Genomic DNA, 22,394 nt, shown 5'->3' with positions numbered 1-22,394 from the left:
AAGAGATCGTCAGCAAAGTTGAGCCGTCAAGACTCAAGTGATTTGACACCGAGCGTCGCTCGCGGCACTCTTGCGAGCAGGACACTCGACCGGTCGCACCCATACCGGACAGGACAGGAACACCGGCCGGAGCCATATACCAAGACGGACCCACCCACGACGGAGGACGAGAGACATGACACGTGCGGTCGGTATCGACCTGGGGACGACCAACTCGGTCGTCGCGATCCTGGAGGGCGGCGAGCCCACGGTGATCGCCAACGCGGAGGGGTCGCGGACCACGCCGTCTGTCGTCGCCTTCGCGAAGAACGGTGAGGTGCTGGTCGGCGAGGTCGCCAAGCGCCAGGCGGTCACCAACGTGGACCGCACCATCCGCTCGGTGAAGCGTGAGATGGGCACCGACTGGAAGACCTCGATCGACGGCAAGGACTTCACCCCGCAGCAGATCAGCGCGTTCGTGCTGCAGAAGCTCAAGCGGGACGCCGAGTCCTACCTGGGCGAGAAGGTGACCGACGCGGTCATCACCGTCCCGGCCTACTTCTCCGACCACCAGCGGCAGGCGACCAAGGAGGCCGGGCAGATCGCCGGGCTGAACGTCCTGCGCATCATCAACGAGCCGACCTCGGCCGCGCTGGCGTACCACCTGGAGAAGGAGAACGAGGCCACCATCCTGGTGTTCGACCTGGGCGGCGGCACCTTCGACGTGTCCCTGCTGGAGGTCGGCGACGGCGTCGTGGAGGTCAAGGCGACCTCCGGCGACAACCACCTGGGCGGCGACGACTGGGACAACAAGGTCGTCGACTGGCTGGTGGAGCGCTTCAAGAACGCCAACGGCGTCGACCTGGCCAAGGACAAGATGGCCCTGCAGCGGCTGCGGGAGGCCGCGGAGAAGGCCAAGATCGAGCTGTCCTCCTCCTCGGAGACGCAGATCAACCTGCCCTACATCACCGCCTCCTCCGAAGGCCCGCTGCACCTGGACGAGAAGCTCACCCGGGCCGAGTTCCAGCGGCTGACCGCCGACCTCCTGGAGCGCACCAAGGCGCCGTTCCAGCAGGTCCTCAAGGACGCCGGCATCGGGGTCAAGGACATCGACCAGGTCGTCATGGTCGGTGGCTCGACCCGTATGCCCGCCGTGTCCGAGCTGGTCAAGGAGCTGACCGCGGGCAAGGAGCCCAACAAGGGCGTCAACCCCGACGAGGTCGTGGCGATCGGCGCGTCCCTCCAGGCGGGTGTCCTGAAGGGCGAGGTGAAGGACGTCCTGCTGCTGGACGTGACCCCGCTGAGCCTGGGCATCGAGACCAAGGGCGGCATCTTCACGAAGATCATCGAGCGGAACACCACGATCCCGACCAAGCGGTCGGAGACGTTCACCACCGCCGACGACAACCAGCCGTCCGTGGAGATCCAGGTCTTCCAGGGCGAGCGTGAGATCGCCGCGTACAACAAGAAGCTCGGCACCTTCCAGCTGACCGGCCTGCCCCCGGCGCCGCGCGGCGTGCCGCAGATCGAGGTCACCTTCGACATCGACGCCAACGGCATCGTCAACGTCAGCGCCAAGGACCAGGGCACCGGCCGCGAGCAGTCGATGGTCATCACGGGCGGCAGCGCGCTGCCCAAGGACGACATCGAGAAGATGATGCGCGACGCCGAGCAGTACGCGGAGGAGGACCGCCGCCGCAAGGAGGAGGCCGAGGTCCGCAACCAGGCCGACGGCCTGGCCTACTCCACCGAGAAGTTCCTCAAGGAGAACGAGGACAAGGTCCCCGCGGACCTCAGGAAGGACGTCGAGGAGGCCGTCGCCGAGGTCAAGAAGAACCTCGAGGGCACCGACGTCGACGCCATCCGCACCAGCGCCGAGAAGCTGGCCCAGGTCAGCCAGAAGATGGGCGCTGCCCTGTACGCCCAGAACGCCGAGGGGGCCCCGGCCGACGCCGGGCCGACCGCCGGCGCGACGGGCGGCGACGACGCCCGTCAGGACGACGAGGTCGTCGACGCCGAGATCGTGGACGATGACAAGGACAAGAAGGACGGTGCCGCGTGACGAACCCTCCCACGAAGGGCGAGGGCGAGGAGCGTGAGGGTCCGGTGATCCGCGACAAGCGGCGCATCGACCCCGAGACGGGCGAGGTTCGGGAGCCGGCCACGGCCGCCCCGCCTCCGCCCGGGGCCGCCGGATCCGCCCCCGGCGCGACAGCGCCGGGCGCGGACGACGGCGCGTCCACCGCGCTCAAGACCCAGCTCGCCGAGCGCACCGCGGACCTGCAGCGGCTCAAGGCGGAGTACGACAACTACCGCAAGCGAGTCGAGCGCGACCGGGTCGCGGTCCGCGAGCAGGCCCTCGCGAACGTGCTGAACGAACTCCTGCCGGTCCTCGACGACATCGGCCGGGCCCGCGACCACGACGAGCTCGTCGGCGGGTTCAAGTCGGTGGGCGAGGCGCTGGAGGCGGTGACCGGCAAGCTCGGTCTCCAGCGGTACGGCGAGAAGGGCGAGCCCTTCGACCCGACCGTGCACGAGGCGCTGATGCACGGGTACTCGGCGGAGGTGACCGAGACGAGCGTGACCGACGTCCTCCAGCCCGGCTACCGGATCGGCGAGCGCGTCCTGCGTCCCGCACGGGTCGCGGTGGCCGAGCCCGAGCCGGGCGCCGCGACCGGCGGGGCCGAGCCGGGCGCCGCCGGCTCCGCGGACGACCAGAACGGCGGCCAGGCCGGCGCCGACGCCTGACCGACGCCGGAGACGGCGAACTCCGCGGTGGCCCCGTCCCGTCCGGGGCGGGGCCACCCGGGACCGAGACGACTGACGCAGTGGCACGAGCAGAGAGCGGGGCGCCGTGAGCACCAAGGACTACCTGGAGAAGGACTACTACAAGGTCCTCGGTGTCGCGAAGAACGCCTCACAGGACGAGATCAAGAAGTCCTATCGCAAGCTGGCCCGCAAGTACCACCCGGACGCCAACAAGGGCGACACCGACGCCGAGGACCGCTTCAAGGAGGTCTCCGAGGCCTACGACGTCCTCTCCGACGAGAAGCGCCGCAAGGAGTACGACGCGGTGCGGTCGATGCCGCGCGGGTTCGGCGGCGGCCAGCAGGGCGGCGGGGGCTTCGGCTTCGACCTGGGGGACATCTTCGGGCAGACCGGGGGCGGTGGCGGTGGCGGTGGCGCCGGAGGCGCCGGCGACCGGCTCGGCGACCTGTTCGGCGGGCTGTTCGGCCGCGGCGGTGGTGGCGGCGGCACCCGGACCACCGGGGCGCGCCGGGCCCGGCGCGGCGCCGACGTCGAGACCGAGGTGACGCTGTCGTTCGGCCGGGCGATGAACGGCGTGACCGTCCCCCTCAAGCTGACCAGCGAGGCCGGCTGCGCGAGCTGCCACGGCACCGGCGCCAAGGCCGGCACCGTGCCGCGGGTGTGCCCGTCCTGCGAGGGCACCGGGCACGAGACCCGCAACCTGGGCAGCTTCGGGTTCCAGGAGCCGTGCCGGGAGTGCCGCGGGCGGGGGCTGGTGGTGGACGACCCGTGCCCCACCTGCCACGGCAGCGGCCGGGCGACCGGCACCCGGACCATCCAGGCCCGCATCCCGGCGGGCGTGGGCGACGGCCAGAAGATCAGGCTCAAGGGCAAGGGCGCGCCCGGCGAGAACGGCGGCCCGGCCGGCGACCTGTACGTGAACATCAAGGTCAAGCCGCACGCGGTGTTCGGCCGTACCGGCGACAACCTGACGCTGACCGTGCCGGTGACCTTCCCGGAGGCCGCGCTGGGAGCCGAGATCAGGGTGCCGACGTTCCAGGGCCAGCCGGTGACGCTGCGGCTGCCGGAGGGCACCCCCAACGGCCGCACCTTCCGGGTCCGCGGGCGCGGCGCGCCGCGGCGCGACGGCACCAAGGGCGACCTGCTGGTGACGGTGGACGTCCAGGTGCCGCAGAAGGTCGACGACAAGACCCGCGAGGCCCTCGAACGGCTTCGCGCCACCGCCGCGGGCGACGACCTGCGCGGTGAGCTTCTTCGCCAGGCCCGGGAGGAGTGAGACGCACATGGACCCGTTCGGCGACGACACCCCGGTCTACGTGATCTCGGTCGCGGCCCAGCTGTCCGGCCTCCATCCGCAGACCCTGCGTACCTACGACCGGCTGGGACTGGTGTGCCCCGGCCGCACGGCCGGGCGCGGCCGCCGCTACTCGATGCGCGACATCGTGATGCTCCGCGAGATCCAGCGCCTCTCCCAGGAGGAGGGCATCAACCTCTCGGGCATCAAGCACATCCTGGAGCTCCAGCGCGACAACGTCGTGCTCCGCGAGGAGCTGGCCAAGGCGCGCGCCGCCCTGGAGGACCTGGCCAACGAGCTCGAATCGACCCGGGCCGTCGCGGCGCGGCTGGCGCAGCAGCGGCGGCGCGGTGCCGCCGGCGGCCAGGACGGCTCCGGCGGCGCGCCCGGCGGCGATCTGGTGCCGATCCGCCACACCGGCGTCGTGGTGTGGCAGGAGCGGAGCCGCAAGGACTGACACGGCCTGACCGGTGACGGCGGGGCCTACGGGACTGACGTGACGGACGGGGAGCGAACAGAACATGGATTACAAACTCACGCAGAAGAGCCAGGAGGCGGTGTCGGTCGCGGTTCGCCGGGCCGCCGCCGAAGGGCACCCCCAGGTCGAGCCCCAGCACCTCCTGGTCGCGCTGATCGGCCAGCCCGAGGGCACCGCCGTGCCGCTGCTGGAGGCGGTGGGGGCGGACTGGCAGGCGGTGCGCCGCCGCGCCGAGGAGCAGCTGGCGGCCCAGCCGAAGGCGGCGGGCTCGACCGTCGCCTCGCCGCAGATGTCGCGGCAGCTGATCGTGGCGATCAACACCGCCGCCAACCGGGCCAAGCGGCTGGAGGACGAGTACGTCTCGACCGAGCACCTGCTGGTCGGCCTGGCCGCCGACGGCGGGCCGGTCGCGGGGCTGCTCAAGGAGTACGGCGCCACCCCGGACGCGCTGCTGGAGGCGTTCGAGAAGGTGCGCGGGCACGCCCGGGTGACCAGCGAGAACCCCGAGGACACCTACCAGGCGCTGGAGAAGTACGGGGTCGACCTGACCGCCGCCGCGCGCGACGGCAAGCTCGACCCGGTGATCGGCCGGGACGCCGAGATCCGGCGCGTGGTGCAGGTGCTGTCCCGCCGTACCAAGAACAACCCGGTGCTGATCGGCGAGCCGGGCGTCGGCAAGACCGCCGTCGTGGAGGGGCTGTCGCAGCGCATCGTGGCCGGGGACGTCCCCGAGTCGCTGCGCGGCAAGCGGCTGGTCGCGCTGGACCTCGGCGCGATGCTGGCGGGCGCCAAGTACCGCGGCGAGTTCGAGGAGCGGCTCAAGGCCGTCCTGAACGAGATCAAGCAGAGCGACGGGCAGATCGTCACGTTCATCGACGAGCTGCACACGGTGGTCGGCGCGGGCGCCGCCGAGGGCGCGATGGACGCGGGCAACATGCTCAAGCCGATGCTGGCCCGCGGCGAGCTGCGCATGATCGGCGCGACCACGCTGGACGAGTACCGCGAGCGGATCGAGAAGGACCCGGCCCTGGAGCGCCGGTTCCAGCAGGTCTTCGTCGGGGAGCCGTCGGTCGAGGACACGATCGCGATCCTGCGCGGGCTCAAGGGCCGGTACGAGGCGCACCACAAGGTGCAGATCAACGACTCGGCGCTGGTCGCCGCCGCCACCCTGTCCGACCGCTACATCACCGCCCGGTTCCTGCCGGACAAGGCGATCGACCTGGTGGACGAGGCCGCGTCCCGGCTGCGGATGGAGATCGACTCGCGGCCGGTGGAGATCGACGAGCTGCAGCGCTCGGTGGACCGGCTCAAGATGGAGGAGCTGGCCCTCGACAAGGAGACCGACGACGCCTCCCGGCAGCGGCTCGAACGGCTGCGCCGCGACCTGGCCGACCGCCAGGAGCAGCTGAACGCCCTGGTCGGCCGGTGGGAACAGGAGAAGGCCGGGCTCAACCGGGTCGGTGAGATCAAGGAGCGCATCGACCAGCTCCGCGGCGAGGCCGAGCGCGCCCAGCGTGACGGCGACCTGGAGACCTCGGCCCGGCTGACCTACGGCGAGATCCCGGCGCTGGAGAAGCAGCTCCAGCAGGCCGCCGAGCAGGCCGACCACGAGAACCGCGACGCCATGGTCAAGGAGGAGGTCGGCCCGGACGACGTGGCCGACGTGGTCGCGTCCTGGACCGGCATCCCGGCCGGGCGGCTGCTGGAGGGCGAGACCAGCAAGCTGCTGCGCATGGAGGAGGAGCTGGGCCGGCGCCTGATCGGCCAGGAGACCGCCGTGCGCGCGGTGTCGGACTCGGTGCGCCGCGCCCGCGCGGGCGTGGCCGACCCGGACCGCCCGACCGGTTCGTTCCTGTTCCTCGGCCCGACCGGCGTCGGCAAGACCGAGCTGGCCAAGGCGCTGGCGGAGTTCCTGTTCGACGACGAGCGGGCGATGACCCGGATCGACATGAGCGAGTACTCCGAGAAGCACTCGGTGGCCCGCCTGGTCGGCGCCCCTCCCGGCTACATCGGCTACGAGGAGGGCGGCCAGCTCACCGAGGCCGTGCGGCGCCGCCCGTACTCGGTGGTCCTGCTGGACGAGGTGGAGAAGGCCCATCCCGAGGTCTTCGACATCCTGCTCCAGGTGCTGGACGACGGCCGGCTGACCGACGGCCAGGGCCGTACGGTCGACTTCCGCAACACGATCCTGATCCTGACGTCCAACCTGGGGTCGCAGTTCCTGGTGGACCCGACGATGGACAACGGCGCCAAGCGGGACGCGGTCATGACCGCGGTGCGCACCGCGTTCAAGCCGGAGTTCCTCAACCGGCTGGACGACGTGATCCTGTTCGACGCCCTGTCCACGCAGGAGCTGACCCGGATCGTGGACCTGCAGGTCGACCGGCTGGCCCGCCGCCTGGCCGACCGTCAGCTGACCCTCACGGTGACCGACGCGGCCCGCGAGTGGCTGGCGCTGACCGGCTACGACCCGCTGTACGGGGCGCGCCCGCTGCGCCGGCTGGTGCAGACCGCGATCGGCGACCAGCTAGCCCGCGAGCTGCTGGCCGGGGAGATCCGCGACGGCGACGAGGTCGTGGTCGATCTCGACGAGGCCGCCGACGCCCTCACCGTGACGCCGGCCCGCGGCCTGACCCTCGCCAAGTAACGACCGACCGGCGACCGACCGGCGAACGGGGCGTCCCCGAGAGGGGGCGCCCCGTTCGGCGTTCACCGGGGTCGATGTGACAGGTAGGAGATCTCCTACCTATAGTGGCGGGCATGGACGTCACACCTGCCGGAGGCGCCACGCCTGCCGGAGGCACCACGCATACCGGAACCGCCGTGGGGGCGCGGGGCGAGAGGGTCTTCGCGGCGCTGGCCAGCCCGGTAAGGCGCGAGGTGCTGCGGCTGCTGCGCGAGGAGGGCCCGCGGCCCGTCGCCGAGCTCGCCTCCCACTTCGCCATGGCCCGCCCGAGCTTCTCGGAGCATCTGCGGGTGCTGCGGGAGGCGGGGCTGGTCAGCGAGACCAGGGCGGGCCGGCAGCGGCTGTACCGGCTGGAGGCCGCCGCCCTGTACGAGGTGCAGGAGTGGCTCAACCCGTTCGAGCGGTTCTGGCGCGAGAAGCTGGGCGGCCTGCGCGACGTCCTCGACGCGATGGAGGACGACGCGCCGTGACCGACGACCTGCCCCGTGGCGACCTGGGCGGCGGCGACCTGCCCCCTGACGACCTGGGCGGCGACGACCTGACCACCGTCCGGGTGGACCAGTTCCTGGCGCATCCGCCGGCCAAGGTGTGGCGGGCGCTGACCGAACCCGACCTGATCGCCCGGTGGCTCATGCCCTGCGACTTCCGCCTCCGGGTCGGGCACCGCTACACCATGCGCGCCCAGGCCATGCCCTCCACCGGCTTCTCGGGCGTGGTCCAGGCCGAAGTGCTCGCCTTCGAGCCGCGAAGGATGCTGCGCGTCGGCTGGCGCGACGCCGATCCGTCCGGCTCCGGCCGCGCGGACTGGACCATCACCTGGACGCTGGAGCCGGAGGGCCGCGGGACCCGGCTGTTCCTCGTCCACGAGGGGTTCGACCCCGACGATCCGCTCCAGCGGCGCGCCCGCACCGTGATGGGCGGCGGATGGCGCTCGGCGGTCATGCGCCGCCTGGACGACACGCTGCACCGGCTCCCTCCGCACTGACCCGGCTCCCTCCGTACTGACCCGGCCCCCGCGCCACCCCCGTACTCGCATCGAACGACAGGGACTCCTTCATGTCCGATATCGCCGACCGCTACGCCCGCCTGGCCGACGCCTTCCTGGCCCGCGTCCGCGCCACCCCCGAGGACCGGTGGGACGCCACGAGCCCGTGCCGGGACTGGACGGCCCGCGACGTCGTCGCGCACGTCGTCAACGGGCACCGCGGCATCCTCGCCGCCGTCCACGGCACCCCGCCGTCCCCCGCGCACGGCGTCGGGGTCTCGCCCATGGCCGAGGCGCCCGCCGTGGAGCCGGGCGCCGACCTGGCCGCCGCGTTCACCGCCTGCCGGGACACCATGCTCGCGACGCTCGGCGACCCTGCCCTGGCCACCCGCCCCCTGCCCGGCGGGCCGCTCGGGCCGGTCCCGCTGGAACGGGCCGTCGACATGATCGGCGCGCTGGAGCTGCTGGTGCACACGTGGGACCTGGCCCGCGCCACCGGCGGCGACGACGCACTCGACCCGGACGCCGTCGCCCGCACCCACCGGGCGCTCGTCCCCCACCACGCGGCACTGCTGGCGACCGGATCGTTCGACCCGAGCGTCCCGGCGCCCGCCGGCGCCGACGCCCAGACCGCGTTCCTGTGCTTCACCGGGCGCCGCCCCTGACGTGAGCGGCGGGCGGTGCCGATCACGGTCGACCATCCGTATAGTCGGAGTCGACCGATCCGGATGGCGAGGAGGCGGGCGACCGTGGGGCTGGTGCTGGGGATCGCGGCGATGCTGCGGCTTCTCGGCGTGGCCGAGTGGATCGCCTCACAGGCCGGTTCGGGGCTCGGGATCGGGCAGCCGGTGCTGCTGACGCTCGCCGCGTTCACGATGGCCGGGCTGCTCGCCCTCGCCGTCGTGCGGATGCGCGCGTCCGGCCGGGAACGCCGGTCGGCGCTGGCGCGCGTGCGGACGACGCTGCGCGAGCGGACCCTCCGTACCGCCTTCCTGCCGCAGCGCGACCCCGACGCGGCGGGACGGCCGCGTCCGAGGGCACCGGGACGGGGACTCGCGGCCGCCTGAGCGCGGCCGGTACGCGGTCCTGCCATCCCCTCTCCCGGAAGGTCCTTCCATGTTCGTGTTCGACCTGCCCGTTTCCGCCGCCCACACCCTGGTGTCCGCCCTCGCCGACGCGATCGAGCCGGCGGCGGGCGGGCTCGCCACCGCCCTCGCGATCGTCCTGTTCACGGCGTCGGTACGGCTGCTGCTCGTTCCGCTGGCGGTCAAGGCCGCCCAGGGCGAACGGGCCAGGGCACGGCTGATGCCCAGGCTCCAGGCGCTGCAGAAGAAGCACGCCCGCGACCCCGAGCGGTTCAGGAGGGAGTCCGCCGGCCTGTACGCGGCGGAGGGGGCGACTCCGCTCGCGGGGTGCCTGCCGATGTTCGCGCAGACGCCGTTCTTCATGGTCATGTACCAGCTGTTCGTGTCCGCCACGGTCGCCGGGCACCAGAACCTCCTGCTCGCCCACACGTTCCTCGCCGCGCCGCTCGGGCAGAACTGGGTCGGCCTGGTCGGCGCGGGCGGGGCGCTGTCGGCGGCCGGGCTCGTGTTCGCGGGACTGTTCGTCGCGCTGGCGCTGGTGGCGTGGTGGACGTCGCGGCGGGCCGCCCGTACCGCCCCCGAAGGGCCGATGGGGACGCTGGCGCGGGTGCTGCCGTTCGGCACGGTGGTGTTCGCGGCGTTCGTCCCGCTCGCGGCGGGGCTCTACCTCCTGACGACGACGGCGTGGACGGCCGCGGAGAGGGCCGTCCTGCACCGCCGGATCGTGGCCCCCGCGAGCTGACCGCGGTCGCTCACCGCCCGCGGTCGCTCGGCTCGGCGTCCGCCAGGGACGGTACGGGGAGGAGGTCGGGGCGTTTGGCCGCGCGGCCGTCTCCGGACGAGCGGCCGCGCAGGCGCCTGCCCACCCACGGGCCGAGGAACGCGGCGCTCCAGCGCAGCTCCCCGCGGACGGTGGGCCGTCCGGCGGGCGGGAAGTCCGGCGGCAGGGGGTGGGTCCAGGAGTCGTCGCTGCCGGGGAGGTCGAGGGCGTGGGCGACGGCGGCGGCGATCCGCTCGTGGCCGAGCGGGCTCGCGTGGAGGCGGTCAATGCTCCACAGGCGGGGATCGACGACCACCGGGTGGGAGGCGGTCTCGGCGACGCTCACCCCGTGCCGCCGGGCAGCGTCGCGGATGCGTGCGTTGAGGGCGGTGACGCGGGAGCCGAGCGGGCGGGCGACCGGGATGATCCGCGTGATGTCGGGGAAGGTGACGGTGGCGACGCGGGCGCCCTGGGCGGTGAGCGCGGCGAACATCGCCTCCAGGTGACCGGCGACCTCGTCGGCGTCGAACCGCGGCCGCATCAGGTCGTTGACCCCGGCGACCACGGTGGCCAGGTCGGGGCGCAGCGCGAGCGCGGGGGCGAGCTGCCCGGCGTGGACCTGCCGGGCCAGGCGGCCCCGTACCGCCAGGTTGGCGTACCGGAGGTCGGGGTTGTGCCGGGCGAGGTGGTCGGCGAGCCGGTCGGCCCAGCCCCGCAGGCCGGCGATGTCGTCGCCGTCGCCGAGACCCTCGGTCTGGCTGTCGCCCAGGGCGACATAGCGCTGGTAGCGCGGGTCAGTGCCGGTCATGGACGGCCTTCCTCTCCCTCAGTACGGCGGCCACGCGTTCGCACCAGTCGCGGTTGCCGCGCTCGAAGGCGAGGCCGCGCAGGCAGGTCAGGTAGGGGCCGACGCGCTCGCCGTGGCGCAGGAACTCCTCTTCGGTACGGTCGCCCCGCATGGTGCTCAGCAGCCCGGCGAACAGGTCGGCCTTGGCCTGCGCGAGGGCGGCGCGCTCGGTCAGCTGGGCGATGAGCGTGCCGGCGTCGACGTGGTCCGCGGCCTGGACCTTGACGGCCAGGTCGTCGCGGAGGAAGGACGGCTTGGCGGCGAGGGCGGTGAAGCGCTCCAGCTCGGCCAGCCCGGCCTCGGTGACCCGGAAGACCCGCTTGTTGGGACGGGTGTCCTGGACCACCTCCCGGCCCGAGACCAGCCCGTCCCGTTCCAGCCGGGTCAGCTCGGCGTAGAGCTGCTGGGGCTGGGCGTGCCAGAAGTTCGCCACCCCCAGGTCGAACACCTTGGCCAGCTGGTACCCGCTCAGCTCCTCGTCGAGCAGGGCCGCCAGCACGGCGTGCCGCAAGGCCATCGGATCCTCCCCGCCTTACTCATCAAACTGAATAGTCACATTCATGAGTATGAGCGAGTTCCCGGGCGCCGTCCACCCCGTAGGAAAAACTTAAAGATCCCGTAAGCGGGCCCCACCAAGCTGAAAGCGCAGGTAGACGGGTGCCGGGCGGACCGGCATCCTCTGGACATCACTCCGAAAGGAAGCATCCCGTGCGCAGGTTCAAGCTTCAGGTCCAGGTCAGCATCGACGGCTACATGGCCGGCCCCGACAACGCCATGGACTGGATGACGTTCCCCTGGACCGACGACATCAACGCCTACATCAACAAGCTCACCGACACGGTCGACACCATCGTGCTGGGCCGCAGGCTCGCCGAGGGATTCATCCCGGCCTGGGCGTCCGGGCCCGAAGGGGAGGACCAGGAGTCCATCGACTGGATGAACGACACGCCCAAGGTCGTGGTCTCCGACTCCCTCACCGAGTCGCCCTGGGAGAACGCCACCATCGCCGGCGGCGACCTCACCGAGACCGTGAACGACCTCAAGTCCCGGCCCGGCGGCGACCTGATCACCTACGGAGGCGGCACGCTTGTGTCGAGCCTGATCGCCAAGGAGCTGCTCGACGAACTCCACCTGTTCGTCAACCCGACCGCGCTCGGCGCCGGGCTGCCGGTGTTCGCGAACACGGGCGCCTACCAGCAGTTCGACCTCGTCGGCGCGCACGCGTTCGAGTGCGGGATCGCCGCGATGCACTTCGAGCCGAAGCGTTCCTGAAGCGGGCCGTTTCCGGCCGAGCCGGGGGCGACCGAGCCGGGGGCGACCGCGACGGGCCGCCCTCGGCCGTGACGGTCAGCGCAGCAGCGTGTTGCGCACGGTGATGCTGTACAGGCGCCGGAGCCTGCCCAGCTCGTAGTAGGCGAGCAGGCTCACGGTCAGGGGCGGCCCCAGCAGCAGCGCCATCGACAGGGCGCCCGGTATCCCCTCGTAGGCGTCGGTGATCAGGTTGACCACCGCCATCACCCAGGACACCGACACGCTCACCAGAGGCGGCACCACCTCGTGGACATCGGCCGTCCGGAACACGTGGGTCAGCGACAGGAAGATCCCGTACAGCGCGAACGGCAGCACCCAGAGGAACAGGAAGAACCCGGCGATGATCAGGACGACGGGCCCGAGCGCGTCCCGCAGTCCCGCGAACTCGGGCGCCGCCGCGAGGGCGAAGGTGAACATCGAGGCGAACATCGCCCCGACCGCCATGAGCGGGTAGCGGACACGGCGCAGGAACGCGCCCCGGTTGGGGGGCCGGGCGGCCGCGATGAAACCGCCCACGACCAGCGGCAGGACGCAGGTGAGGACCAGGACGCTGGTCCAGGCGTCGTCGAATCGCTCGCTCGCCAGCTCCTTGGGGGCGGCGGCCTTGTACGCCGCGGCGACAGCGAGCAACACCACGATCCCCGCCCAGGCCCGGAGGAACTGCAGCCTCCGGACGCGGGCATCGACGATCAGGTCCGCCCGGGAGGGGCGGAACATCGCCCGCGCCGCCAGGAACGGGTTCAGCACCCGGCTCACCCCCCCGCGCCTCGGCGGCACCGGGGGCGGCTGAGGCGGCGGCCCCCACTGCGGCGGCGGATAGGGCGGCGGGTAAGGCGGGCGCGGCGGCGGGGGGTACTGCGGGGGCGGAGGGGGGTACTGCGGCGGCGGCTGCTGCCACGGCGGCGGGCCCCCGTAGCCGTACTGAGGTGGCCGGCGCCCTGGCGGGACGGGCGGTGGCCCTGCGGGACCTGTCACTGGGAGCTCCTCCGGGGGGTCGGCCACGGCTGCGGAATGGCGCATGACTTGCGACGTCGGAAAACCCCGAAAGGTTCTTCAACGGCGCCCCCTGCGGAGAAGCGACTCAAGGTCGTCGAAGGGCTGCCCCTGCACCGTCCCGCGCGTTGTCCGCAGGAGTCTCCACGTCCCCGCGGCCCCTCTTCAACGGGCGGCGCACAGCGCCCGGTCGGTGAGCTTGTCGGCGGCGGCAAGCTGCGCGATCTTGCCTTCCATCTCGCCCGGCTGGGTGGGCAGCATGATCTCCACGCTGGTCCGGCCGTCGGCGGAGACCGAGTTGACGCTGGACACGCCGAACATGCTCCCCCCGTGGAACCAGGCCCAGGTGCCGCAGGAGGTCCGCCGCTTGGCCAGCCCCAGCCCGTACCCGGCCTCCTTGTAGAGGACCTGCCACTCCTTGGCCTCGACGGTCTGCTTCATCTGCGCCATCTGGGCGGGTCGCAGCAGCCGCCCGGACAGGAGGGCCCGGAGGAAGCGGTTCATGTCACCGGTGGTGCTGATCAGCCCGCCGTCGGCGTGCCCGTCGGAGAAGACCGTCACGTCCACCAGCGGCCCGCCCGGCGTGAACCGTTCGTAGAACGTGGCGTGCGGGCGCGGCACGTACGCCCCCGTCCCCGGGCTGGAGGTGTGGTCGAGGCCCAGCGGCGCGATGATCCGTTCGTGGACCTCGTGCTCCCACGGGTTCCCGGTCGCCTTCGCGATGATCATCCCGGCGAGGACGTAGTTGGTGTTGGAGTAGTTCCACCGTGCCCCGGGCGCGAACAGCGGCTCGTGCCGCATCGCCATCTTGACGAGCTGCTCCGGCGTGTACGACCGGAACCGCACCTTGCGGTAGGTCTCGGGGGTGTGGTCGACGTCCTGCGGCAGGTAGTAGCTGTAGTCGTAGAGCCCGCTCGTCTGCCGCAGGAGGTCCCGAACGGTGATCTTCGACCCGTCGTTCCCGTTCCCCTGGACGAGGCCGGGCAGCCAGCGCTCCACCGTGTCGGCCAGGCCGACCTTCCCCTCGGCGACCAACTGCAGGATCACGGTCGCCACGAACGTCTTGGTGTTGCTGCCGACCCGGTAGTACCCGTTCCACGGAACCGGCTCCCGGGTACGGAGGTCGGCGACACCGCTGCGCGCCTTCATGCTCCTGCCCTTGACGTTCACCTCCGCCAGCACGCCGGTCGTCCCGGTGTCGCGGATCGCGTCCACGTCGCGTTGCAACTGCTCGCGCGAGTAGCCCGGCGCGGCGGCGACCGGGGACGAGAGGACGGGCGCCGCGACGACGACCGCGCCGATCACACCGATGAAGCGTTTCTTGAGCACGTGGACTCCCCTTTCCCGGAGAGCACTCACGCTAGGAATCGGCACCCCGTCCCCACCATCAGGACTCCTCCAGCCCCACACTGAGGCCAGCCCCACCAACTCGCCCAGCGACCTGGCCGCCGACCACGCCTCTATGCGCTCCGTCTTCTGCCATCTCGAACCACACCGTCACTTTGCGCTCGTGGTCGTCGCCGACCCAGAATCCCCATGCGGAGGTCAGGGCGGCCACGATCAGGAGTCCCCGCCCCGTCTCGTCCATCTCGTCCGAGATCTTCGGCACCGTCACGGCGCCCCCGTCGTCCTGGATCTCCACCCGCAGGCGGCGCTCTGCGTGCAGGACCACCACCCACACGCCCCCACCAGGCTGCCCGCTCGCGCTGTACCGGCGCGCGTTCGTAGCGATCTCCGACGTGATCACGTCCACGTCCCCGGCGTCGACGCACGCCCATGGCTCACCTCCACGCCAAGATCGACTTTAGGGGGGCTAAAGTTACTTGGAGTGAGCATAAATACACTGGCAGCTTGATCACAATAGAGGGGCTAAAGATCCTCTCTCGGAAAGGCTGGAGAGTCCTTCGTGGATTTGAGGACAATTCGCGACATCTCTGCCATCGCGGACCCAATTGAACGGGCACGGGCGATCACCCGCGCCATGACGGAGCAGCAGGGAATCACCGAAGAGGCCGCACGTCTCCGCCGAAGCGCGATCGCCGAGGCGAGGGAAGCGGGGCACACACTGGAAGAGATCGCCAAGGCCCTCGGCGTCACCCCTGGACGTGTCTCCCAGATGCGTAAGGGCCCCATGGCCAAGTCTCCGGCACCACCGAACAGCCAGCGTCCGCCGGTGATCGTGCAGCGGGCCTTGCCCACGGACCCGGCCACCCGTGGTTCGGTCTCGCTGTTCCTCGTGGAGGCCGAGCGCCAGGGGATCACGCCCGGCCGCACGATGCTGTACGTGGGCCTGGAAGAGGCCGCCGAACACGTCGCGGCCTGCCTGCGCGTCGAGCCTGGTGATCAGGTCATCGCCCGGCGCAAGATGATGACCGCCAACGAGGTGCCCGTCCGGATCGCCACCTCATTCTTCCGCGACGATCTTTTCGGCAAGAGCCGCATCGCCGAACCGGAATTCGTCAAGCCGTCGTTGCAGTCGGCGATTCAGGCACTCGGCTACACCTTCGGGCATGCGGAGGAGACGCTGACCGCCCGGCCCGCGACACGGTTCGAGGCCGACACGCTCGAACTCGACCCGGGCGAGTGGGTCGTCCAGGTGCTTCGTGCGTCGTACTCCAGCGAGGGGACGCCCGTCCACGTCCTCGAGACGATCTGCTCGGCCAACCGCCACATCTTCACCATCGGGCAGGTCGGCGGGCTGGACGAGTTCTGAGCGGCGTCACCGTAGGGTGTGGCGGATGCGGGCCGTGTTGCTTGATCTTGAAGGGACGCTGTACGCCCAGGGCGCGCCGGTCGCCGGGGCGGCCGAGGCCGTCGGGGCCCTGCGTTCACGAGGGTTGGCCCTGCGGTTCCTGACCAACACCGACTCCAAGCCCGGTGCGCGGATCGTCGAGGAACTGGCCGGGTTCGGGCTGGACATCCCGTTGGAGGAGCTGTTCACACCGGTGGTGGCGGCCAAGGCGCTGTTCACGTCCGGCAGCCGGGTGTACCTCATGGTCGCGGAGGCGCTGACGGACGAGTTCGCCGGCGTCGCCGCCGAGCCCCCGTACACCCACGTGCTGGTCGGGGACTGCCGTGAGACGCTCGACTACGCCCTGCTGGACGGCGCGTTCCGCGCGCTGCGGGGCGGCGCGGAGCTGGTGGCGTTGCAGCGTGGCCGGTACTTCAAGCGCGCCGACGGCGACCACCTGGACACGGGCGCGGTCGTGGCGGCGCTGGAGTACGCGGCCGGGTGCACGGCGCGGGTCGTCGGCAAACCCTCGCCCGACTTCTTCCGCCTGGCCGCCCGCAGTGCCGGGGTGGACGTCGCCGAGTGCGTGGTCGTCGGCGACGACGTGACCACCGATGTCGCGGGGGGCCGGGCCGCCGGGGCGGTGACCGTGCGGGTGCGGACGGGGAAGTACGCCGACCAGCGCGCCGAGGGCCTGGCCGGCGCGGCCGACCACACCGTGGACTCGGTCGCCGACCTCCCGGACCTGATCAGAAGTGGAGGTAGTTCTCCACGCTCCCCTTCGTGACGGTGCGGGTCTGGTAGTTGTGCGTGCCGCCCTTGTTGTACTCCTCCAGCAGGACGGTGCCGTCGCTGTTGACGCGGGCGACGTACGCGACGTGCCCGTACGTTCCGGCGTTCCACTGGGCGATGGACCCCACCTTGGGGGTGCCGTCGACCCGGACTCCGGCGGAACGGGCGGCGTTGTCCCAGTTGTTGGCGTTGCCCCAGTGGACGCCGCGGTAGGAGTTGGTGAAGTCCACGCCGAGCCGCTGCCGGATCCGCCAGGCCGCCCACGACACGCATTCGCGCTTGTAGAACAGCCAGGGGTCGGCCTGGCTCCACGAGTCCGTCTTGTACGGGTAGTCGTTGGTGATCGTCTGGATGCAGGGCGGGGCCACCGTGCCGTCGGAGCCGGTGTAGACGTAGGCGTCGGACACGTAGCCGGCGGGACTGCTGATCTTGTCCCAGACGCTGCTGGTGCCGTAGGTCCCGGTGACCGTGGTGCCCCTGGTCTGGCAGGTGATCGTGACGGACGCGCCGTTCGCCACGCTCCCGGCCGAGGTGTATCCGGTGCCGGGGCCGGAGCGTACGGTCAGGGCGGGCCCGCTGGTCCGGACGGTGCCCGTGGCGGCGAGTGCCGCCGAGGGGGTGACCGTCAGGACGACGGTGGTCGCGAGCGCCACCGCGCCGCCGTTGCGGGCCAGTCTGGTCCAAGCCATGGATCCTCCTGTCTCCTGAACGAAAGGTAAGAGGATGATCAGCGGGATTCCATGGCGCAATGTGACGAATGCCCGATATTCGGCCAGGGACAAGGAACGATCGGCCCCTGATTCGGGCACGCTTAATGGAAGTGACGAGTTCGCCCATAAGGACACCGGCACCCTCCGAGCCGGCCCGGCCCTCGGCATCGACCTTGGTCGAGGCGCCATCGCCCAAGGTCGGCTGTCTTGCCGTGCGCGGTGTCCTTAATGTCGGGCCATGAGCACGGGCCTGGAAGTCAAGGGAATCTCGTACGCCGTCACGGACGCGCCCGTCGAATCCGTACGCCGTGACCTGCGTGCCATCGCCGAGGATCTGCACTGCACGGCGGTGTCGCTCATCGGTTCCGACGCCGAGTCCCTCATCGAGGCCGCGCGGTACGCGCTGGAGGCCGGGCTGGACGTCCACATCCGGCCCTACCTCCCCGATCGGCCGCACTCGGCGCTGCTGGCCCTTCTGGAGGCGACGGCGACCGCGGCCGAGGAACTGCGCGCCCGGCACCCCGGCAGGGTCACGCTGCTGGTCGGCAGCGAGTTCTCGCTGACCTCCCGGGGGATGATCCCGGGACCGCACGTGTTCGTCCGCCTGCAGGTGCTGACACGGCCCCGGCTGCTCCGCCTGTTCGACCGCCGGATCACCCGCGGGCTCCACACCCTGCTCGCCGACGCGCTCGCCGCGGTACGGCCCCGCTTCCACGGTCCGGTCACCTACGCGGCGGGCGCCTGGGAGAAGGTGGACTGGTCCGGGTTCGACCTCGTCGGCGTCAACCTGTACCGCCTCGGCACCGACGGCGCCGCCTACGAGGAGAGGCTGCGCACCCTGCTGAGCGGGACGGAAAAGCCGGTCGTCATCACCGAGTTCGGATGCGGTGCCCACATCGGCGGCGATCTGCGGGGCCCCGCCTCCTTCATGATCGTCCAATGGCTGGCCCAGACGCCCCGCGTCAGGGAAGGCCACGTACGCGACGAGCGCACCCAGGCGAGGTACCTCTCCGAGCTGATCGACCTGTACGCGGCGCACGGCGTCCACGGCTGCTTCGTGTTCACCTTCGCCATGCCGGACTTCCCCCACCATGACGAACCGCGCCGCGACCTGGACATGGCCGGGTTCGGCGTGGTGAAGGTCCGCGACGGGCGGGCGTGGGAGCCCAAGGAGGCCTTCCACGAGGTGGCCCGGCGGTACGCGGCGCTCTGACGGCGCGGGCGCCGCGATGCGTACTCGGCCGGTCACCGGCCGGCCAGGAGTCACTACAGGGGCCGAAATACGGATGCGGACACGTGACCGGAGTCCCTAACCTGCCACGGTGGACAACGACGTCTCCTCCGACCTGACTCTCCGTGACATCCCCGAGGCCGAGCTCGACCGCATGCTCGACCTGGCGTACATGGCGTTCCACGCCAACCTGTCAGAGAGCAGGCGCGCGCTTCACCGGGACATGCTGAGCAGGACCGAGCGCATCGGCGTCTACGACGGCGGCGCGCTCGTCGGCGTTCTCGCCACCTACCCGTTCACCTTCTCGGTTCCCGGTGGCCGCCTGCCCTGCCCGGGGCTGACGTACGTGTGCGTGGCGCCCACCCACCGGCGGCGCGGCGTGCTCACCCGGCTGATGGACGAGGAGCTGCGCCGGTGCGCGGCCGGCGGCCGTCCGCTGGCCGCCCTGTGGGCCTCCGAATCGGCGATCTACGGGCGGTACGGATTCGGCGCCGCGACCGAGGGCGTCACCCTGGAGATCGACTCGCGGCAGCCGCTCCGGCTGCGGATCGAGCCCGACGAGAGGCCGTTGCGCCTGGTCGACCGGGAGGAGGCGCCCGCCCTTCTCGGCCCCTTCCACGACTCCATGCTCGCGGAACGGGCCGGGAGCCCGGAACGCACCCCGGAATGGTGGCGGGACAAGGTGCTGGCCGTGGAGGGCGAGGACGCCTCCATGTCCCCGCCGCGCGTGGTCGTCCTCGGCGACCCCGTGGCCGGGTACGTGGTCTACCGCACCCGGGCCGGGGAGGACGGGCCGGGACTGGTCCAGGTGGACGACCTGCGGGCCGGGACGCCCGCCGTCGCCGCCGCGCTGTGGCGGTACCTGAGCGGCATCGACCTGACCGCGCGGGTACGGGCCGTGAACCGTCCCGCCGACGACCCGCTGCTGCTCTTCGCCGCCGACCGCGACCAGGTCCGCGTCACCGAGCAGTTCCCGGCCCTGTGGATGCGCCTGATCGACGTGCGCGCCGCGCTGGAGGGACGGTCCTGGGCTGCGCCCGCCGACCTGGTCCTGGACGTGCGGGACGACCGGCTGCCCGCCAACGCCGGGCGCCACCGGCTCACCGTGTCCGATGGAAAGTGCGGCTACCGGGGCACCGACGACCCAGCCGACCTCACCCTGGAGGTGCGCGACCTCGCCGCCGCCTATCTGGGCGGCACGCGGGTCTCGGACCTGGTGCGCGCGGGTCTGGTCACCGAGCACACGCCGGGAGCGGCTGCGGCGCTGGACGCCGCGCTGGCCACGGAACGCCTCCCGCACGTCGCGGACGACTTCTAAGCCCTGTCTCAAAGTCCCGTCCCACGGCGCTCGCCTGGCGGCTCGCGCCTGACCGGGCCTGCGCGCCTCACCGGCCGCCCGTTCCGCGTCTCGGACGCGGAACGGGCCGAGCGCCTCGTCTCCGCCGTCTCCCCTCCACGCTGAGGTTGCGTTCCTGTGAACTGGCTCCGGCTCGCCCCTAATGTTGAACGATGGTACAAGTAGTACGGAAGTTCAACTAGATCGGAGGGGTCGGATGAGGGCGGAACCGTCGTCACATGCCGGGTGGCGGGAGTGGGCCGGCTTCGCGGTGCTGGCGTTGCCGACCATGCTGTTGGGGCTCGATGTGACGGCGCTGTACCTCGTCGTTCCGAGCCTGGCCGCGGACCTGCGTCCCACCGCGACGGAGACGTTGTGGATCATGGACACCTACGGATTCCTCATCGCGGGGTTCCTGATCACCATGGGAACGTTGGGCGACCGGATCGGACGCCGGCGCCTGCTGATGATCGGCATGGCCGCGTTCGGCGCGGCCTCGATACTCGCGGCGTTCGCCCCCAGCGCGCTCTGGCTGATCACGGCGCGGGCGCTGCTGGGAGTGGCCGGAGCGACGCTGATGCCGTCCACGTTGTCCCTGATCTTCAACATGTTCACCGACGCCCGGCAGCGGGCGCTGGCGATCGGCGCATGGGCCACGATGTTCGCGCTTGGAATGGCGGCCGGACCGGTCGTGGGCGGTGCCCTGGCCGCCGGCTTCTGGTGGGGTGCCGCCTTCCTGATCGCGGTACCCGTCAGCGTGTTCGTGCTGGCCGCCGCGCCCTCGCTGCTGCCGGAGTTCCGCACCGACGCCGGTCGACCCGATCTGTTGAGCGTCGGCCTGTCCCTGGCGGCGATACTTCCGATCATCTATGCGATCAAGCATGTCGCCGCCCATGGCATCGACGTCCAGGCATCGGCCACCGTCCTTCTCGGTGGCGGCTCGGCGGTCGCGTTCGTCCGCCGCCAGCTGCGTCTGAAAGAGCCGCTGCTGGACATGAGACTCTTCACCAGCCGGGCCTTCTCCGCCGCCCTGACGGTGTTGCTGATCGGTCTGGTCGGTTTCGGCGGAATGATGTTCCTGATCACACAGCACCTGCAACTCGTCGAGGGCCTCTCGCCCACGGCGGCCGGCCTGTGGACGGGGCCACCGGCACTGGCCATGCTGATCGGGGGCATCGGTGCGCCTCTCATCGCCACTCGCATCCCCCCGGGGGTCGTCATGGCCTCCGCCCTCGCGCTGTCCCTCATCGGATATGCCGCCCTCGCCTTCACCGGGACCGACGGCAAGCCGAGTGTGGTCGCCGGATTCGCGTTCCTCTATCTCAGCCTCGGGGTCATCGCCGCACTTGGCACCGACATCGTCGTAGGCGCGGCACCGCCGGAGAGGTCCGGGTCAGCCGCCGCGCTGTCGGAGACCGTTCAAGAACTTGGGGTCGCGGTCGGGGTCGCGCTCCTGGGCAGCCTCACTACGGCGACCTACCGGACGGCGATCGAGGCTCGGCCCGCACTGCCCCGGTCCGTGGCCGAGCCCTACGACGACAGCCTGTCCGGCGCGACATCGGTGGCGGACCAGCTGCCGGCCGGGGCTCTCCGACACGCGCAGGAGGCATTCACCAGCGGACTCAACACCGCCGCGATCGCCGCGGGTATCGCGATCGCTGGAGCATCGGTCGTCTGCTTCAGGACGCTGCGCCACGTCCGCCCGATCGCCGACGCCCCCACCGAGGCGGAGCCGATAGCCTCGGCTCGCGTGGGCGGCGATGATCGGTGAGGACGATGGCGGATGAGCACGACACGGTCGATGGGCGCAAACTGCGCGGTCAACGCCGCAGAGCCCAGATCATCGAGGCAACGCTCACGGTCGTCCGCCGCGACGGGGCCGCCGGCGTGACCCATCGGTCCGTCGCCAAGGAGGCGGGGATCACCACCAGCCTGACCCTCTACTACTTCGCCACACTCGACGACTTGCTGGTCGCCGCCTTGACCAGCGTCACCGACACCTACACCCGCCGCATCCGCCAGCTCATCGATGGCGAGGACGACCCTCTCGACGGGCTCGCCCGGCTCATCGCCGAATCGGGGGGACCGGGCCGCGAGCGCGCACTCGCCGAACGTGAGCTGTCGACCCTGGCGGCTCGCCGTCCCGCCCTTCGCCCCGCGGCGCGAGGCTGGCGCGACAAGGTCGCCGAACTCGCCCGAACACAGACGGCAGACCCGGATGCCATCGAAGCCTTCGTCGCACTTTGCGACGGGCTGTGTGCGGCGATCCTCCTCGACGACAACGATGCCGACCCAGACCACATCCGCGCAGTCCTCAGCAAAGCGCTACTAGGAACCGGCCACTAGCCTTCGGTGGTCACGCTTGTGTGCGTCACCGACGCCCGGCCCCCGCAACATCTGAGGGTGA

Annotated in this window: 22 protein-coding genes and 1 pseudogene; 17 read left to right on the top strand and 6 right to left on the bottom strand. The window is 71.4% G+C overall.

Going from position 1 to position 22,394, the window contains the following annotated elements:
• Positions 1 to 175: 175 nt before the first annotated feature.
• The 10 genes from dnaK (at position 176) to IW256_RS33515 (ending at position 10,018) form a co-directional block, all read left to right on the top strand.
• Complete coding sequence (dnaK, locus tag IW256_RS33560; protein WP_197014759.1) at positions 176 to 2,041, top strand: molecular chaperone DnaK; 1,866 nt, start codon at positions 176 to 178, stop codon at positions 2,039 to 2,041.
• Complete coding sequence (gene grpE / locus IW256_RS33555; protein ID WP_197014758.1) at positions 2,038 to 2,727, top strand: nucleotide exchange factor GrpE; 690 nt, start codon at positions 2,038 to 2,040, stop codon at positions 2,725 to 2,727. Before dnaK ends, grpE begins: the two co-directional genes overlap by 4 nt.
• Positions 2,728 to 2,833: 106 nt before the next feature.
• Positions 2,834 to 4,024 carry a molecular chaperone DnaJ gene (dnaJ, locus tag IW256_RS33550; RefSeq protein ID WP_197014757.1) on the top strand — a complete coding sequence of 397 codons (1,191 nt, stop codon included), beginning with the start codon at positions 2,834 to 2,836 and terminating at the stop codon, positions 4,022 to 4,024.
• Between the two features lie 7 nt (positions 4,025 to 4,031).
• The gene (locus tag IW256_RS33545) at positions 4,032 to 4,499 is read left to right on the top strand and encodes a heat shock protein transcriptional repressor HspR (protein WP_197014756.1); all 468 of its coding nucleotides are present in this window, start codon (positions 4,032 to 4,034) and stop codon (positions 4,497 to 4,499) included.
• A 64-nt stretch (positions 4,500 to 4,563) separates the two neighbouring features.
• Positions 4,564 to 7,167, top strand: coding sequence for an ATP-dependent chaperone ClpB (gene clpB / locus IW256_RS33540; protein ID WP_197014755.1), 2,604 nt, complete (start codon positions 4,564 to 4,566; stop codon positions 7,165 to 7,167).
• Positions 7,168 to 7,280: 113 nt separating this feature from the next.
• Entirely contained in the window at positions 7,281 to 7,676 is a 396-nt protein-coding gene (locus tag IW256_RS33535; RefSeq protein ID WP_197014754.1) for an ArsR/SmtB family transcription factor, read from the top strand.
• A complete protein-coding gene (locus IW256_RS33530; protein WP_307829272.1) occupies positions 7,673 to 8,191 on the top strand; it encodes an SRPBCC family protein in 519 nt (172 codons plus the stop codon). Before IW256_RS33535 ends, IW256_RS33530 begins: the two co-directional genes overlap by 4 nt.
• Before the next feature lie 71 nt (positions 8,192 to 8,262).
• Entirely contained in the window at positions 8,263 to 8,856 is a 594-nt protein-coding gene (locus IW256_RS33525) for a TIGR03086 family metal-binding protein (protein WP_197014753.1), read from the top strand.
• Positions 8,857 to 8,940: 84 nt separating this feature from the next.
• Positions 8,941 to 9,258 (top strand): DUF6412 domain-containing protein, encoded by a 318-nt coding sequence (locus IW256_RS33520; RefSeq protein ID WP_197014752.1) that lies wholly within the window; start codon positions 8,941 to 8,943, stop codon positions 9,256 to 9,258.
• Positions 9,259 to 9,307: 49 nt separating this feature from the next.
• Positions 9,308 to 10,018 carry a YidC/Oxa1 family membrane protein insertase gene (locus IW256_RS33515; protein WP_197014751.1) on the top strand — a complete coding sequence of 237 codons (711 nt, stop codon included), beginning with the start codon at positions 9,308 to 9,310 and terminating at the stop codon, positions 10,016 to 10,018.
• A 10-nt stretch (positions 10,019 to 10,028) separates the two neighbouring features.
• Here IW256_RS33515 and IW256_RS33510 read toward each other — a convergent pair whose 3' ends face one another.
• Together IW256_RS33510 and IW256_RS33505 are read right to left on the bottom strand one after the other, a co-directional pair.
• Positions 10,029 to 10,844 (bottom strand): SGNH/GDSL hydrolase family protein, encoded by an 816-nt coding sequence (locus tag IW256_RS33510; RefSeq protein WP_197014750.1) that lies wholly within the window; start codon positions 10,842 to 10,844, stop codon positions 10,029 to 10,031.
• Complete coding sequence (locus tag IW256_RS33505; protein ID WP_197014749.1) at positions 10,831 to 11,400, bottom strand: PadR family transcriptional regulator; 570 nt, start codon at positions 11,398 to 11,400, stop codon at positions 10,831 to 10,833. The genes IW256_RS33510 and IW256_RS33505 overlap by 14 nt, the downstream gene beginning before the upstream one ends.
• Positions 11,401 to 11,591: 191 nt before the next feature.
• On the opposite strand from IW256_RS33505, the gene IW256_RS33500 reads away from it, so the two are divergent.
• Positions 11,592 to 12,155, top strand: coding sequence for a dihydrofolate reductase family protein (locus IW256_RS33500; RefSeq protein WP_197014748.1), 564 nt, complete (start codon positions 11,592 to 11,594; stop codon positions 12,153 to 12,155).
• Positions 12,156 to 12,230: 75 nt separating this feature from the next.
• On the opposite strand, the gene IW256_RS33495 is transcribed toward IW256_RS33500, so the two are convergent.
• The 3 genes and pseudogenes from IW256_RS33495 to IW256_RS33485 all read right to left on the bottom strand — a co-directional run.
• Complete coding sequence (locus IW256_RS33495; RefSeq protein ID WP_197014747.1) at positions 12,231 to 12,950, bottom strand: hypothetical protein; 720 nt, start codon at positions 12,948 to 12,950, stop codon at positions 12,231 to 12,233.
• A gap of 402 nt (positions 12,951 to 13,352) precedes the next feature.
• A complete protein-coding gene (locus IW256_RS33490) occupies positions 13,353 to 14,516 on the bottom strand; it encodes a serine hydrolase domain-containing protein (protein WP_197014746.1) in 1,164 nt (387 codons plus the stop codon).
• A gap of 58 nt (positions 14,517 to 14,574) precedes the next feature.
• Positions 14,575 to 14,949, bottom strand: a pseudogene (locus IW256_RS33485) (ATP-binding protein); the annotation flags it as partial.
• 144 nt (positions 14,950 to 15,093) lie between these two features.
• Here IW256_RS33485 and IW256_RS33480 point away from each other — a divergent pair.
• Both IW256_RS33480 and IW256_RS33475 read left to right on the top strand, forming a co-directional pair.
• Positions 15,094 to 15,900 (top strand): UTRA domain-containing protein, encoded by an 807-nt coding sequence (locus IW256_RS33480; RefSeq protein WP_197014744.1) that lies wholly within the window; start codon positions 15,094 to 15,096, stop codon positions 15,898 to 15,900.
• A gap of 25 nt (positions 15,901 to 15,925) precedes the next feature.
• Positions 15,926 to 16,705: a TIGR01458 family HAD-type hydrolase gene (locus IW256_RS33475; RefSeq protein WP_197014743.1), complete on the top strand. Its 780-nt coding sequence runs from the start codon at positions 15,926 to 15,928 to the stop codon at positions 16,703 to 16,705.
• Here the strand turns inward: IW256_RS33475 and IW256_RS33470 are convergent.
• Positions 16,668 to 17,399: a CHAP domain-containing protein gene (locus IW256_RS33470; RefSeq protein WP_197014742.1), complete on the bottom strand. Its 732-nt coding sequence runs from the start codon at positions 17,397 to 17,399 to the stop codon at positions 16,668 to 16,670. The two genes, IW256_RS33475 and IW256_RS33470, sit on opposite strands and share 38 nt — an antisense overlap.
• Positions 17,400 to 17,658: 259 nt before the next feature.
• On the opposite strand from IW256_RS33470, the gene IW256_RS33465 reads away from it, so the two are divergent.
• The 4 genes from IW256_RS33465 to IW256_RS33450 all read left to right on the top strand — a co-directional run bounded on the left by IW256_RS33465 (position 17,659) and on the right by IW256_RS33450 (position 22,333).
• Complete coding sequence (locus IW256_RS33465) at positions 17,659 to 18,633, top strand: hypothetical protein (protein ID WP_231404039.1); 975 nt, start codon at positions 17,659 to 17,661, stop codon at positions 18,631 to 18,633.
• Positions 18,634 to 18,742: 109 nt separating this feature from the next.
• Positions 18,743 to 19,969: a GNAT family N-acetyltransferase gene (locus tag IW256_RS33460; RefSeq protein WP_307829271.1), complete on the top strand. Its 1,227-nt coding sequence runs from the start codon at positions 18,743 to 18,745 to the stop codon at positions 19,967 to 19,969.
• A 235-nt stretch (positions 19,970 to 20,204) separates the two neighbouring features.
• Positions 20,205 to 21,758: an MFS transporter gene (locus IW256_RS33455; RefSeq protein ID WP_197014741.1), complete on the top strand. Its 1,554-nt coding sequence runs from the start codon at positions 20,205 to 20,207 to the stop codon at positions 21,756 to 21,758.
• 5 nt (positions 21,759 to 21,763) lie between these two features.
• Positions 21,764 to 22,333, top strand: coding sequence for a TetR/AcrR family transcriptional regulator (locus IW256_RS33450; protein WP_197014740.1), 570 nt, complete (start codon positions 21,764 to 21,766; stop codon positions 22,331 to 22,333).
• Positions 22,334 to 22,394: the final 61 nt, after the last annotated feature.

Origin of the sequence: Actinomadura viridis, assembly GCF_015751755.1 — a bacterium.
Classification (GTDB): domain Bacteria; phylum Actinomycetota; class Actinomycetes; order Streptosporangiales; family Streptosporangiaceae; genus Spirillospora; species Spirillospora viridis.
Note: the sequence above shows the minus strand (reverse complement) of the source record. Positions and strands in the feature narration are given on the sequence as shown.